The following is a 15,337-nucleotide window of genomic DNA, read 5'->3' on the forward strand; positions in this document are numbered from 1 at the left end:
GCAGAATTCTGCGATATCTGCGTCCGGTTTATTTGTTTTGACATACCCTCAAATTATTCATGCTTCCCTGAAAACAACCTCGCAGCCAGCTCATACCCTTCATTGTATAACGCTTCCAGCTTCTCCGGATTACTTTCCGTCCGCCCCACCTCCATCTTATTTTCAGGACGGATCACAAAGGCTTTCCCTTCCGCTTCCAGTTGGTCGATATAATCGAGTACTTCGTTATAACGCTTATATCTCAGTTTGAGCTGTTCACGTATAGCCGGATATTGTTTATAGATAAATCCTGGCAGATAAAAATTCTTATCTTTCTTGCGATACCCTTTATTCCGTGTCAGAATGATCACGTTTTTACTGAAACCGTCATCGATAGCCCGTTGGATGGGAATAGCATCACACACACCACCGTCTACCATCGGAATGCCGTCTACATGAGCGACCGGACAAAGGATCGGCAACGTGCAAGAAGCACAACAAATGTCCACCAACCTCTTTTTATCCTTCTTCTCTTCAAAGTATTCCGCCTTTCCCGTCAGACAATTACTCGTGACCATCACGAAGCGATCTTTCGACCTGAAGTAGGCATCATAATCGAGCGGATAGTGTTTTTCCGGATAAATATAGAACAGATATTTCATATCGATATATCCTCTGCCACGCAGAAAATGGCGCAGACCGATATAATTATATTCTTTCAATAAATCTATATTGCTGTAACGGGAGCGTCCCCGTTGCCGGGAAGCATACGAAATACCGTTGCTGGCCCCAGCCGACACTCCGATCGTATAAGGGAACCAGAGATTGTGGTCCATAAAGTAATCCAATACCCCTACTGTAAAAACGGCGCGCATTCCCCCACCTTCTAAAACAAGTCCTGTCTGATCATCTATTTTCATAATACGTAAAATTAAAAGACCATTGCCTGGCTCACACCGGACAATGGCCACAAAAATATAATAAATCAGCGATAAAAAAATAGTCTGTTTATAGAATAACTTCGTTCACTAGTGGACGATTTTGCCGGAAATCTTCGATGTTCTGCAAAGTCGTTTCTGCAATATTATGCATTGCCTCCTTGGTAAAGAAAGCCTGATGCGAAGTAACGATCACGTTATTGAAAGACAATAAACGTGCCAGCACGTCATCATCGATAATCTTGTCGGATTTATCCTCATAGAAGTAATCTCCTTCTTCTTCGTATACATCCAGTCCGGCTGCCGAAATCTTCTTTTCCTTCAGTCCTTCGATCAGGGCATTCGTGTGAATCAATTGCCCGCGGCCGGTATTAATGATCATTACACCGTCTTTCATTTTGTCGATCGAATCCTCGTTAATGAGGTAACGGGTCTGATCCGTCAACGGACAATGAAGCGAGATGATATCCGACCCGCGATATAATTCATCCAATGTCACATAAGTAATACCTTCTTCCTCCGCAAACTTGTGATCGGGATAAAGATCATAAGCAAGGATATGCATACCCAACCCTTTCAATATCCGGATCAATATCTTGGCAATCTTTCCCGTACCGATTATACCGACTGTCTTTCCGTGCATATCGAATCCCATCAATCCGTTCAGGGAGAAGTTTCCGTCGCGTGTACGCCAATAGGCACGATGCATCTTCCGGTTCAACGACAACATCAATGCCAGCGAATACTCGGCAACGGCATAAGGAGAATAAGCCGGAACGCGGACGACCGGAAGTTTTCCTTTGGTAGCAGCAAGGTCTACATTATTAAAACCGGCACAACGCAGAGCCAGTAGCTTGACACCGTTGTCTGCCATCGCATCGATTACGGCTGCATCGGCTGTATCGTTCACGAAGATACAGACAGCGTCGGCATCTTGCGTCAGGACCACATTGTTGGGATTAAGATGTCCTTTATAATACTTTATATCGTAATTATATTTCTCGTTTACCTGATCAAAGGAAGCTATATCATAAGGTTTAGCTCCAAAAAATGCAATCTTGTATGACATATTCATTTATTTGTTTTTATTAAAACAGATAAAAGATATGAAATGTTGAAAAAATATCTACTTTTACTCCCGTTTTAAACAAGAAGAATATATGCATCAACCTGTTAGGAAAGTAATTGCGGCAGGTGTCATTCTTTTAGCTGTTTTGGTTCTGCTTTCGTTTTCCATACGGAACATATTCGTACGGCAATACATCGACCGTAAACTGGAGAAGCTGGAAGAAACGCGCCGGATATCTGTCCATTACGACGACATAAGCATGATCGGTCTCAGCGGCATACAGATCAAAGGATTATCTGTAACACCGTCGGATGCCGATACGTTCCTGCGAAGCCATTCTTTCCGGGTGAAGCTGGATCGCTCCGCACTTCTTCTTTTTAAAGTCTCCGTAAAGAGTATAGAAGCCGACGACGTGAATATTTCCTTTATAAAGAAAGACAATACGTCCAATTTTGAATTTCTGTATCATTCTGTCCCATCTGCGGAGATAAATGCCCATACTGAAACAGAACAGAATTTTGCACGGAAGACAGGCAGGTTGTTCGGGCTGCTTTTCAAATTACTTCCCGATAATGCGACCTTACGCAATCTAAGTGTTTCTTATCTGAACAAAGGAGATGAACTCCTGATCGAGATACCTTCACTGATCATAAAGGATAGCCGTTTCGCTACCGGAATACGAAGCACGGAAAACGGAATACGAAGCGAATGGGTTTGTGAAGGTTCGCTGCTGGACAAGGGAAAAAAGATCGAAGCACAGCTGCATGCCAAAGAGAATACAAAGATCACCCTACCCTTCCTGAACTATCGCTGGGGAGCACAGATACAGTTCGACACACTCACATTCAAACTGGAGGAAATACTCAAAAAGAATGAGCTACACGCTGTCCGGGGACAGGCACATATCAGCGGACTAACACTTCATCAACGACGCATTTCTCCCAATACTGTTTTACTGGACCGGGGAACTGTCGACTGCCAGGTGAATATCGGAAAAAACTATCTGGAACTGGATAGTGTCTCCCAGGTAAACTTCAATCAATTGGATTTTCATCCTTATCTGAAGGCTGAGAAAAAAGACGACTGGCATATAACTGCCTCGGTGAATAAACAGGACTTTCCGGCAAATGACTTGTTCGCATCCCTGCCGAAAGGTTTGTTTTACAATCTGGAAGGATTAAAAGCCGACGGAACATTATCATATCGGTTTTTACTGGATGTCGATTTTGCCTCATTGGATAGCCTGCAACTGGAATCGTCGCTTACCGCCCGTAATTTCCAGATCATTCAATATGGGAATACTGATCTGCGAAAAATGAACGAACCGTTCGAATATACCGTTTACGAGAATGAAGAACCGGTGCGTACGTTCGAGGTCGGTGAAGGCAATCCTTCTTTCCGGCCTTTCCCGGCTGTATCCCATTATTTGCCTCTGGCCATCATGCAAAGCGAGGATGCCGGTTTCTTTTATCACAATGGTTTTATCCCGAGTGCGATCCGTGAATCCCTGATACTGGACCTCAAAGAACGGCGGTTTGCACGGGGTGGAAGTACGTTGAGTATGCAGCTGGTAAAAAATGTCTTCCTGAGTCGTAACAAAACGATTGCCCGGAAACTGGAAGAGATGTTGATTGTCTGGCTGATAGAAAGTAACCGTCTTACCTCGAAGGAACGGATGTTTGAAGTCTATCTGAATATCGTCGAATGGGGACCGCTTGTCTACGGTGCAGCCGAGGCTTCACATTTTTACTTTGCCAAAGAACCTTCGGCCCTGACTTTAGGAGAATGTATCTTCCTGGCAAGTATCGTACCTAAGCCGAAACATGTTCGCTATTGCTTTGAAGGTTTGCAATTAAAACCCTATTATACGGAGTTCTATCAGGTAATCCTTAGTCGTCTGGTCGATCGCGGACTGATAACGCCTCAGGAAGCAGAAGGTATACGTCCCGAAGATTTGAAAATAACAGGACCTGCCAAATATTACTTGGCAGATACCCACTAAATATTCATTGCAACCAACAATTGTATAAACAGTTTCTTCTTCTATCCTGTTTTTTATATAGCTTTGCACAACTATGTATAACAATTAAAGCAAAAAGAAAATGTTTAAGAACAAAGCTTTGTGGATTACACTTGCCATTATCGTGGTACTTTTGTTTGCCGGATACTCTTGGGTAAAAAGTACATACAACACAATGGTCACACAGGATGAAGGAGTAAAAACAGCCTGGAGCCAGGTAGAAAATCAATATCAGCGTCGTATGGACCTGATCCCAAACCTGGTCAATACAGTAAAAGGATATGCTACTCATGAAAAGGAAACGCTGGAAGGTGTAGTCAGTGCCCGTGCCGAGGCCACCAAGACCACCATCGATCCGTCTAACCTGAATGAAGAGTCGATGAAGAAATTCCAGGCTGCACAGGGAGAACTGAGCAGTGCCCTTTCCCGCCTGATGGTCGTACTGGAACGTTATCCGGACCTGAAAGCCAATCAGAACTTCTCTGAATTGCAAGCCCAACTGGAAGGAACGGAGAATCGTATATCCGTAGAACGTAAGCGTTTCAATGAAACCGCACAAACGTATAATACTTATATCCGCAGTTTCCCTACCAATATCCTCGCCGGTATGTTCGGATTCCAGCCGAAAGCTTATTTCAGTGCGGAAAGCGGTGCCGAGAAAGCTCCGAAAGTAGAATTTTAATTCGATAAGTTCAGATAAAAATGAGAAATCTGAATAAAATACTGACGGGTAATCGCCTGCAGGCTTTACTGCTTGCAGGTTTGTTCCTGCTCTCTCTTTTCCCGCTACAACTTTCTGCAACGCAGGATTATACTATCGAGACAGTTCCGAATGTCCGTCTCTCCGACCGGAACAATCATGTAAGCAATCCGGATAGGATCATTCATCCGCAGGATGTCGAGCATATCAACCGTTTGCTGCAGATTGTAGAAGACAGTCTGGGGATCGAAGTGGCCGTAGTTGCTGTGGAAAGTATCGGTGATAATGACGCCCGTATGTTTGCCACAGACCTGTTCCGGCATTGGGGATTGGGAAAGAAAGACAAAGACAACGGCCTTCTGATCCAGCTTGTCACTGAGCCGTCACAGCGTTCGGTTGTTTTCGAGACTGGTTACGGTATAGAAGGTATTCTTCCGGATGCAATCTGTTACCGCCTGCAACAAAAATACATGATCCCTGATCTGAAAACGGGCGATTATAGTGCCGGTATGCTGAAAGGGGTTGCCGCAGTAAAAGAATATCTGATGACAAGCGATTATGAACGTGCAGCCATGACCGGAGGAAATACCAGCAGACAAACAGAAGGCGACGATCTTTTTCTATGGCTATTCCTGATCATGATGATCATTTTTCCTGCCGGGATCTTTATACTTGTATCCATCCTCAAATACCGTCCTCGTATCTGTCCCCGTTGCGGACAAAAAACATTGGTATATGTGGGCCAGCAAGTGATACAAAGGGCTACTTACAGTTCGGAAGGATTGGCAGAAGATACCTACAGATGTAAGAATTGCGGCTATACAGAAAAGAAAAACCGTCATATCAGCCGGTTAAGACGCAGTACGGGACCTATCATCATTGGTGGCGGCGGACGAGGCGGAGGCTTTGGAGGCGGTTTTGGTGGTGGCGGTGGCTCCTGGGGAGGAGGACGTTCGGGGGGCGGCGGTTCTATTAGTCGCTTTTAAGCAAAATAAGTAGTCTGATTTGCGTAAACAGGTTAGATATTTTACCGAAAACAGGTAGAAAAGTTATTTGAGATCCCCTTCTTCATCCGGTTTACACCCGGGTGTAAACAATAACGAGACCCGGGTGCTGATACTATTCACACCCGGGTCTCACCGTATTTTTCTACCTACTCTTCTGAAAATAAACTATATACTTTATCAGAATATCTCCTTATATAATTCTTTTAATGAGAGTATGATAGGTGCTATGATAGTTAAAACAAACAACTATCATTATACATATCACTGATTATAAATAACATATATCGATTTATGATAGTATGATAGTTGTTTTGCAAAACATGTTTGTACTATCATGAATTTAGTAGTCAAAACAAACATACATTTGAAACCACATCATTGCAGCTATCATCAAGTAATAATTCCATATATGACCATCGGATATGAACATCTGTATATTGTTTCTTATCATCAGTTTAGAAATGCTGTTGCTATGTATGAAATATGGATATGAACATATAAGCAGCGCATTAGATCGGTCAGAACTTTATCAGAATACCCCTTTTCATATGTTGAAAGAGTAGTAAATTGCTAAGAATATTTGCATATATTAGGTAAGTTACCTACATTTGCGTAATCAATTACGTATCTACTTAAATAAAACCGATAAAACATGGATTTCTTTAATCAAACAGGTAAAATGGCAATTGGTAGCAGGCTACGGATGTTAACCGATAAAATAACTAACGATGCCGAACGGATTCACAAAATGTATGGAATAGACATTCGTGCAAAATGGTTTCCAGTCTTTTTCGTATTAGCACATGGGGAAGCAAAAACAATTACTGCTATCGCAAAGGAAATAGGACATTCCCATCCTTCAGTTAGTAATATTGTAAAAGAGATGGTTACAAGAGGAATTGTAAAGGAGACAAAAGATAAGTCTGACGGAAGAAGAAACTTAATAATGCTATCTCCCAAAGGAAAAAAAATGTCAGAGATACTCATCGAGGAATGCTCTGATATGACCGTTACTATAGAAAATATTTCATCTGAAGCGCATAATGATTTATGGCAAGCCATTGAAGAATGGGAATGTTTATTATCAGGCAAATCATTACTGGAACGTGTAAAAGAGGTAAAAAAGCAAAGAGAAAGCAAGGATATTCAAATAACACTTTATGAACCTTGTTATCAGGAAGCTTTCAAGTCGCTCAGTGAAGAATGGATAAACAAATACTTCAAAATGGAAGAAACCGATTATGCAGCAGTCAATAATCCCCAAGAGCTTATTATAGATAAAGGGGGAGAAATTTTTGTTGCACTTTACAAAAACGAACCTGTTGGTGTTTGCGCTTTGCTTAAAATGAATGATGAACATTATGATTATGAGTTATCTAAACTTGCTGTTAGTCCTAAAGTACAAGGGAAAGGCATCGGGCTGCTTTTAGGGCAGGCTGTTATCAATAAAGTAAAAGAATTAGGGGGGAGAAATCTGTACTTAGAAAGCAACACTGCTTTAAAACCGGCAATTCATATCTATGAAAAATTAGGTTTTAAAAGGATTTTTGGGCATAGTACATCCTATCAGAGATGCAATATTCAAATGGAATTGATACTAAAATGAATAAAATACGATGGTGAGTAAATTGTTTATCTTGAGTATCGCACAACTATGCACAAAAAAATCTCAGCCCCTCCAAAATAACACTACGCAAAATAGTATGAATAAGCAAGAAAGATGCAAATTCGTGGGACTTTTTCGACTAAACTTTAGCCCCACGATTTATCCACCGATAATATGCTTGAAACGGCTATTTTCTGCGATCTTCCCCAAAAAAGAAAGCCCTGATAATATCTAATTATCAGGGCTTTGCTTGATTTTTCTTTTGTTTTCAGTGATCCGCCTGGGGTTCGAACCCAGGACCCCATCCTTAAAAGGGATGTGCTCTACCTGCTGAGCTAGCGAATCATCCTGTGCGTTACTTCTGTAATGCGGGTGCAAAGATAGAGGGTTGTTTTATATTATGCAAATATTCCAATAACTTTTTTACATAAATTTCTACCAAAAGTTCAGAACACACTGGCTTACTGCACATAACAGATACAATATTTTCACTCCGTCTTTTGGCACCACTCCAGATGTTTACCATTTGCAAAAGCCTGCCCCCCTTTATCTACCCTACCGGCCAACCCTACAAAAAGTAGGAAACGGCCGGATCACGTCATTATGCGACTACATCAGCAGATACAAAAGAAAGATCATCGGGTATATAAGATATTATTTTCGAATCTGAAGATATTTCCGTAAGTTTGTCCTGGAAAAAAATTAATAAACATACTTTAATTAATATGGCAGACGATAAGAAAATTATTTTCTCGATGGTTGGCGTGAGCAAGACTTTCCCGCCCCAGAAACAAGTATTGAAGAATATTTATCTGTCTTTCTTCTATGGAGCCAAGATCGGTATTATCGGTTTGAACGGTTCCGGTAAGTCAACCTTGCTGAAGATCATCGCAGGCATCGAAAAAGAATACCAGGGAGAAGTGGTGTTTTCGCCCGGCTATTCGGTAGGTTACCTGGAACAGGACCCGAAACTGGAAGCTGGCAAGACTGTGAAAGAAATCGTACAGGAAGGTGTACAGGATATTGTAGACACATTAAAAGAATACGAAGAAGTAAACGAAAAATTCGGTGATCCGGAAGTGCTGGATGATCCCGACAAGATGGATGCACTGATTGCCCGTCAAGCTGAATTGCAGGACAAGATCGACGCAACCGATGCCTGGAACCTCGACAGCCGCCTGGAACGTGCGATGGATGCCCTGCGTTGCCCGCCCGAAGATCAGATAGTCGATACGCTGTCAGGAGGTGAACGCCGCCGTGTTGCCCTTTGCCGCCTATTGCTTCAGCAGCCGGATGTGTTGCTGCTCGATGAGCCGACCAACCACCTGGATGCCGAATCGATCGACTGGTTGGAACAACACCTGCAGCAATATGCCGGTACAGTGATCTGTATCACGCACGACCGTTACTTCCTCGACCATGTGGCAGGCTGGATTCTGGAACTCGACCGTGGCGAAGGTATTCCCTGGAAAGGCAATTACTCTTCCTGGCTGGATCAGAAGACGAAGAAGATGGCTATGGAAGAAAAGCAGGTCAGCAAACGCCGCAAGACGCTGGAGCGTGAGCTGGAATGGATCAACATGGCCCCTAAAGCCCGTCAAGCCAAGGGTAAGGCTCGTCTAAACTCATACGAAGCGTTGCTGAACGAGGACCAGAAAGAACGCGAAGCCAAGCTGGAAATTTTTATCCCGAACGGTCCGCGTCTGGGTAATAAGGTGATCGAAGCACAGCATGTAGCGAAGGCTTTCGGTGAGAAACTGTTGTTCGACGACCTCAACTTCATGCTCCCTCCGAACGGTATCGTCGGTGTGATCGGTCCGAACGGTGCCGGTAAGACAACGCTGTTCAAGATGATCATGGGCATGGAAAGCATCGACAAAGGTACATTCGAAGTGGGCGAAACCGTGAAAGTAGGTTATGCCGACCAGACACATAAAGATATCGATCCGAAAAAGACCGTTTTCCAGGTTGTTTCCGGAGGACAGGAATTTATCCGCGTAGGTGGAAAAGAGATCAACTCGCGTGCTTACCTGTCACGGTTCAACTTTGCAGGTGCCGACCAGGAAAAACTTTGCAGTGTCCTGTCAGGTGGAGAACGCAACCGCCTGCATCTCGCCATCACGCTGAAGGCTGAAGCCAACGTGCTGTTGCTGGACGAACCGACCAACGATATCGACGTAAACACGCTGCGCGCACTGGAAGAAGGTTTGGAAAACTTCGCCGGTTGTGCCGTTGTCGTTTCCCACGACCGTTGGTTCCTCGACCGTATCTGTACGCACATCTTGTCGTTCGAAGGCGATTCGAATGTGGTCTTCTACGAAGGAACATATTCTGAATATGAAGAATACAAGCGCAAACAGGGCGGAGATACAGAGCCTAAACGCGTACGTTACCGTAAACTTATTGTTGATTAATTACTATATAATTCATTTAGAACCATGAAAAAAAGAATGCTCTGCATGGCGGCTATCGCTGCTGCTTTCCTCTGTTTCGGAAGCGATGCAAACGCACAGAAAACAATCAAGTTGTTCAACGGGAAAGACCTTTCCAACTGGAACTTTGTCGTCGACAAAAATTCCGTTCCAGCCGAACAGGTTTATTCCGTAGGCGACGGTGTGATCAAGATCAAAGGACAGCCTTTCGGTTACATGTACACGAAAGAGAAATACGACAACTATAAGTTGCATGTGGAATGGCGTTGGCCGAATGGTGACCAAGGTGCGAACAGCGGTATTTTCCTGTTGATCGCCGAACCGAAGAATCCGTTCCCGAACGGTATCGAATGTAACCTGATGTTAGGCAGTGCCGGTGATTTCGTCTTGTTGGGCGGTTCCGACCTGGCACAGTATCAAGGCAAGCCCGGCGAACCTCGTCCTGGTTTCCCGGTAGTGAAAAAGAACGCTCCCAGCAGCGAGAAGCCTGCCGGAGAGTGGAACGAAGCCAACATCTACGTGAAAGACGGTAAGATCAACGTCTACATCAACGGCGTTTACCAAAACACGGGATGGAACAAGCAGAAAGACGGTTACATCGGCTTGCAGAGCGAAGGGAAAGAAGTGGAGTTCCGTAATGTGACGCTCACTCCCTGGTAATTTATGGAATACATCATCAGACAAGAGACGGAGCAAGATCACCCGGCTATCTACGACCTGATCCGTACGGCCTTCGAAACGGCGAAAGTCAGTGACGGAGACGAACAGGATTTCGCTGTCAATCTAAGGAATAACAGTAAATTATACATTCCCGAACTGGCGCTGGTAGCCGAAGAAGGTGGCAAGCTGATCGGTCATATCATGTTGACCAATACGTATATCACCCAACCGGACGGCAGCCGGTTCGATGTCCTATTGGTTGCTCCGCTTTCGGTCGCCCTGGAATATCGAAGCAAGGGTATCGGCGGCGCACTTATGCGGGAAGGTCTGAAACTCGGCAAAGAGATGGGATATAAGGCGGCATTCCTGTGCGGCGATCCGAATTACTATTATCGGCTCGGTTTTAAGTCGATCGCTGATTTCGGACTGACACACAAGAGCATTCCGGCGGAATATGTCATGGGATACGAGTTAGTCCCCGGCAGCCTGAAAGGGATTACAGGGGAAGTGCGGGTTGAATAAACCATTCCGAATCAGTCTGAAAAAATAACCGGCGGATCTTAGAGTTTAAGATCCGCCGGTCAATAAAAGTAAAGCTGGTTTCTCAACCATTATTTCTTATAAAACTTTCTGACTTCCGTTCCTTGTCCGGTTTGTACCATAAGAATATAATGTCCCGTTGGAATAGAAAGGTAAGTTGAATAAGCTGTTTGACTACCGATCGGATATCTGCATACAGCCTGTCCATCATATCTGTAAACCATCAGGTTTGTCATTAATGCATTCGACTGCAAGGCAAGCAACCCGGATACAGGATCAAAAGTATATTCAAAACCAGTTGCCGGTTGTTCAATCGTTTCATTGGAAACGGTCAGAGAACCGTCCACCTTCAATGCAAACCAGCGCGTGCTTTCCTCAATATCGGTATAAAAAGGATACCACAGATCCCGTAAGCCCGACTGATAAGTAGCAACAACAACCAAAGTGTCACCAACAGTCCAGTCAAAACCACCCGTAAAGGAAACCTTCCGGCTTTCCCCTGCAGGTATATTCACCAGGTTATTTACTTCCCAGCTATATTCTTCGGTAGAAAGACCCGGCGCTGTGACCAGCAGACCGGCTGTTCCATAATAATCCGCCTGCTGATTGTTATGGAAAGTGACCTCGAAGACTGCCGTATTATTATCCGCATCATAAGTGACCTTAACGGGATCGGCAGACAGTTTCCTTTCGGCTTTAGAAAGCGTAACGTTACCGTCCTTCACATCGACCACCACATAATCATACGGATGATTAGCCGTGCGGATCGGTTTCATCACAGACTCCCCGGCTTTGCAACCAACCACATAGATGTAATAAGTAGCCGTGCTGTCCGGCACATCGAAGGTAAAGGTATTGCCTTCGATAAGCTCTCCACGTTTGAAGTTATCGATCAACTCCACGTTTGCCTCATAGTCTTCTCTCTGTACCTCGATTGCTTCGTCTTCCCTAAAAAGCTTGCTGAAAATGTAATAGTCGCCATCCGCACCGAAGTTAGACAAGGAAAAAGAAATCGGCAGATTATCGCCAAACTTAACCTGTCCGTTTCCTTCAATATCGATCGAACTGATCCCCAAAAGCGTTGCAGGCTCAGATGCCGCCGTCGGTTTCCGGATACCGGTGATTATCTGTTGATGCTCGTTCTGTGAATAAAAACCAATATTGATAGCACCTAACTCAAAATAACCGTCCCCGGCATATCCGGTTTTCAGATGGAAAAGATTATCCTTATTATATCCGTCGCAAACGAAAGACCAGCTATATCCCTGATTATTCTCGCCGCCCTCTCCCGAATAATAAACCGGACGCATAGCAGCCAGTTCAGTCTTCAACATAGTAGTCCACTCGTTTTCCGAGAAGAAAGCACGGTCATAAAGTTGCAGGTTCTTGTCGTACTGAAAATTCTCGACAAAGGCGTTCCATACATCTTCATTATCTGCAGTCGAACCATATTCATAATTGGTACGGGCAGCAATGCCACAATGAAAAATCAACGTCGACACATCATCGATCTCACGATCGGAAGACTTTTCATTCAGTTCAACAGGCATTTCATCCCAATAGTACTTAGAACCCGTAAGAGTTCCCCCGAAACCATGGGAGCTGCCGGCATATTTATAGCTGATATGCCCTACTCCACCCGCCGGATATTTATGAAAAGACATGATCTGGGCCATTGCTACAGCAGCAGGACCGGCCTCACTCAGATAACCACCGATTTCAGGACAAGAGGCATTATAAGGATAACCTACCTCCCATTTGGCTTTGACCAGTGGGATCACTCTTTCCGGAAACTCAGAAGCATCCGTATCTGAACTACCGGCTTTCGTCCCTGCTGTTTGCGCAACAATTGCACCGCTTCGCAAAGCCTTGACATAACGGGTGTACATCATAAGAAAATTATTCATATTGCCGGACAAACCACCAGTCGGAAAAGAGCCGTTATCCGATATCCCCAAAAGTTGTTTCCCCTGGTCTTCACCGGAAACAATTACAAATCCCCGATCGTCACCGACATTATAAATGTATAACAAAGCATCTTCGACAGCCGACGAACGTAATGAAGAAGCAGCCATAATAGCTTTCTCCGTTCCGATATATGCCAACTTGAAATCAGGAAAACCCTCGGATTTCAAACCCGAAGTATGCGCTTCTGAATAACGCTCCTGTGCAATCCGGAGCGATCCGGCCAAACCTATTGGATCTGCAGATAAAAGTTGTACGCCTAAGGCAAAGCAACCCAGCAATCCAAAACTCAACATGCGAAGTAAATGTTTCTTCATAAGCCTTTGATTTTTTGTATATCTACAAATATAGGATAAAAATCTAACGTAACAATTTAGCTTCTTCATTGTTGTATCTAAGTCAACAATAAAAACGAACGCCAACATGAGACTGTACAGATCATTATATCTTCTTCTGCTACTATTGGTTATGCATATAACGGGGCAGGCGCAATTACAAAAGGTTATCAAGGATATTTTTTCAGCTGACGAAATAACGACGGAGCATGCCGACTCCGACTCTATCGATTCGTCCGAGTTACAAAAATACGATGCGACTTTCAAGCTGAAAACCGGGCAGATACAGAAACTCGACTCGCTGCGGAAAGAGTCGGTCGCCAAAGAGAAAGAGATGAAATATCACGACAGCTGGTGGCAGACGGGGAAACATATCCTTTATTTCGTATTGGTATTGCTGGGGCAATTCCTACTGTTCCGCCTATCTTCCTGGCTTTACAAGAAACTGAAAAACCGTATCCAGCAGTTGAAAGATACCAAGCTAAAACCGATCTCCATACAGAATTATGAGATACTGGATACGCAGAAACAGGTCTCCCTATTGATCTTCCTGGCGAATATCCTCCGCTATCTCCTATTGTTCATCCTGCTGGTTTTAACGATACCGATCCTTTTCTCCATCTTCCCGCAGACGAAGGAACTGGCGTATAAGATCGCCTATTATATCTGGAATCCCGTAAAAGATATCCTGGAAGGCATCCTCGGCTATATCCCTAATCTTTTCACGATCATCGTGATTTGCCTGGTTATAAAATACGTCATTAAGGGCATCCGTTACCTTGCCACGGAGATAGATGCCGGCAGGTTGAAGATTAACGGCTTTTATTCGGACTGGGCGATGCCGACCTACCATATTATCCGGTTCCTATTGTATGCTTTTATGATTGCGATGATCTATCCTTATCTGCCGGGAGCCAATTCGGGAGTCTTTCAGGGAGTATCTGTTTTCGTCGGGTTGATCGTCTCGCTCGGCTCCAGCACGGTGATCGGGAATATTATTGCCGGGTTCGTGATTACTTATATGCGCGCCTTCAAGCAGGGCGACCGGATCAAACTGAACGATACGGTAGGCAATGTGATCGAAAAGACCGCTTTCGTCACCCGTCTGCGCACCATCAAGAATGAGATCGTGACGATACCGAACTCCTTCATCATGTCATCACAAACAGTCAACTATACATCATCGGCACGGACTTACGGGCTGATCATCCACTCGGAGGTAACGATCGGCTACGATACCCCCTGGCGCAAGGTGCATCAACTTCTGATAGATGCCGCCAAAGCAACACCCGGAGTGATGCCTGAACCGGCTCCCTTCGTTCTCGAAACGGCCCTGAGCGACTTCTATCCTGTCTACCAGATCAACGCATATATCCAGGAGGCGAACAATATGACGACCATCTATTCGGCCCTTCACCAGAATATCCAGGACTATTTCGATAAGGCAGGCGTAGAGATCATGTCGCCCCATTACACGGCGTTCCGGAATGGCAATGCTTCTACGATCCCCAAGAAAGAAGAGACGAAAACGAATTAAGCAGGCTGACTACCTATCTGTGCCCTTTTCCATTTGACGAAGCCGTCGATGGGTTTGTCGAGTTGGAAAAGGAGACGGTCGTCGGCAACAGTTATCAAGACGGCGGAGGGAATCAAAGGGAGACGCATGTGGTCTACGTTGAAAGAGGCTTTCATGATGATCTCACAACCGTCGTAAACAACCTCTTTGGCGAGGGTCACCGGAAAATCCTTTGCTACCAGATAGTATGCCGAACGCTCATAAGCGCACCAACAATCGTCTTCCAGATAAAGGTAGACGTATTTGTCGTTATCTACTTCGTTAAAATAAATCAAGTCTATGTCTATGATCTGTGTCATAAGTTGGTTGTTTTTCGAGAGATTGTTTGTGAAATTCGTACTATGTTCGTTTTTAGTAGAAAAACAGTACTATTTACCCTGATTTTATCACTTTTATCCGGTAATCGTTTTCCTGCTGCAAGAGCCATTGTATTCGTTAGGCTACGCAGAGGCTTGGTTTGGACGATTGCCAGGGGATAAAAGTGCTAGAATCATAGTTCACGTAGAACTA

At 44.4% G+C, this 15,337-nt stretch carries 12 protein-coding genes and 1 tRNA gene; 8 read left to right on the forward strand and 5 right to left on the reverse strand.

The window, feature by feature from the left end; genetic code table 11:
* Positions 1-53 precede the first annotated feature (53 nt).
* Both DWX23_RS02140 and DWX23_RS02145 read right to left on the reverse strand, forming a co-directional pair.
* The gene (locus tag DWX23_RS02140; RefSeq protein ID WP_122373484.1) at positions 54-899 is read right to left on the reverse strand and encodes a patatin family protein; all 846 of its coding nucleotides are present in this window, start codon (positions 897-899) and stop codon (positions 54-56) included.
* An 88-nt stretch (positions 900-987) separates the two neighbouring features.
* Positions 988-1,986, reverse strand: coding sequence for a 2-hydroxyacid dehydrogenase (locus DWX23_RS02145; RefSeq protein WP_122373485.1), 999 nt, complete (start codon positions 1,984-1,986; stop codon positions 988-990).
* Positions 1,987-2,077: 91 nt separating this feature from the next.
* Between DWX23_RS02145 and DWX23_RS02150 the strand changes: the two genes are divergently transcribed.
* The 4 genes from DWX23_RS02150 to DWX23_RS02170 all read left to right on the forward strand — a co-directional run bounded on the left by DWX23_RS02150 (position 2,078) and on the right by DWX23_RS02170 (position 7,319).
* Positions 2,078-3,988, forward strand: coding sequence for a biosynthetic peptidoglycan transglycosylase (locus DWX23_RS02150; RefSeq protein ID WP_122373222.1), 1,911 nt, complete (start codon positions 2,078-2,080; stop codon positions 3,986-3,988).
* 100 nt (positions 3,989-4,088) lie between these two features.
* Positions 4,089-4,688, forward strand: a complete 600-nt coding sequence (locus DWX23_RS02155; protein ID WP_122357313.1) for a LemA family protein — start codon at positions 4,089-4,091, stop codon at positions 4,686-4,688.
* Positions 4,689-4,708: 20 nt separating this feature from the next.
* Positions 4,709-5,692 (forward strand): YgcG family protein, encoded by a 984-nt coding sequence (locus DWX23_RS02160; RefSeq protein ID WP_122373223.1) that lies wholly within the window; start codon positions 4,709-4,711, stop codon positions 5,690-5,692.
* A gap of 673 nt (positions 5,693-6,365) precedes the next feature.
* Positions 6,366-7,319, forward strand: a complete 954-nt coding sequence (locus tag DWX23_RS02170; RefSeq protein WP_122357311.1) for a bifunctional helix-turn-helix transcriptional regulator/GNAT family N-acetyltransferase — start codon at positions 6,366-6,368, stop codon at positions 7,317-7,319.
* 272 nt (positions 7,320-7,591) lie between these two features.
* Here DWX23_RS02170 and DWX23_RS02175 read toward each other — a convergent pair.
* Positions 7,592-7,664, reverse strand: a tRNA-Lys gene (locus DWX23_RS02175).
* 380 nt (positions 7,665-8,044) lie between these two features.
* On the opposite strand from DWX23_RS02175, the gene ettA reads away from it, so the two are divergent.
* Genes ettA through DWX23_RS02190 form a run of 3 tightly spaced genes read left to right on the forward strand, consistent with a single transcriptional unit; the run spans position 8,045 to position 10,933 of the window.
* On the forward strand, positions 8,045-9,733 hold the full coding sequence (ettA, locus tag DWX23_RS02180) for an energy-dependent translational throttle protein EttA (protein ID WP_122373224.1): 1,689 nt from the start codon (positions 8,045-8,047) through the stop codon (positions 9,731-9,733).
* A gap of 24 nt (positions 9,734-9,757) precedes the next feature.
* Positions 9,758-10,411: a DUF1080 domain-containing protein gene (locus DWX23_RS02185; RefSeq protein ID WP_122373225.1), complete on the forward strand. Its 654-nt coding sequence runs from the start codon at positions 9,758-9,760 to the stop codon at positions 10,409-10,411.
* Between the two features lie 3 nt (positions 10,412-10,414).
* A complete protein-coding gene (locus DWX23_RS02190) occupies positions 10,415-10,933 on the forward strand; it encodes a GNAT family N-acetyltransferase (protein WP_122373226.1) in 519 nt (172 codons plus the stop codon).
* A gap of 89 nt (positions 10,934-11,022) precedes the next feature.
* Here the strand turns inward: DWX23_RS02190 and DWX23_RS02195 are convergent, their stop codons facing one another.
* Entirely contained in the window at positions 11,023-13,233 is a 2,211-nt protein-coding gene (locus tag DWX23_RS02195; RefSeq protein ID WP_233587463.1) for a C10 family peptidase, read from the reverse strand.
* Between the two features lie 106 nt (positions 13,234-13,339).
* Between DWX23_RS02195 and DWX23_RS02200 the strand changes: the two genes are divergently transcribed.
* Positions 13,340-14,788 (forward strand): mechanosensitive ion channel family protein, encoded by a 1,449-nt coding sequence (locus DWX23_RS02200; protein WP_122373228.1) that lies wholly within the window; start codon positions 13,340-13,342, stop codon positions 14,786-14,788.
* Here the strand turns inward: DWX23_RS02200 and DWX23_RS02205 are convergent.
* The gene (locus DWX23_RS02205; protein ID WP_122373229.1) at positions 14,785-15,126 is read right to left on the reverse strand and encodes a hypothetical protein; all 342 of its coding nucleotides are present in this window, start codon (positions 15,124-15,126) and stop codon (positions 14,785-14,787) included. The genes DWX23_RS02200 and DWX23_RS02205 overlap by 4 nt on opposite strands.
* Positions 15,127-15,337: the final 211 nt, after the last annotated feature.

It is taken from the genome of Parabacteroides sp. AF18-52 (genome assembly GCF_003479145.1).
Lineage (GTDB): Bacteria > Bacteroidota > Bacteroidia > Bacteroidales > Tannerellaceae > Parabacteroides > Parabacteroides faecis.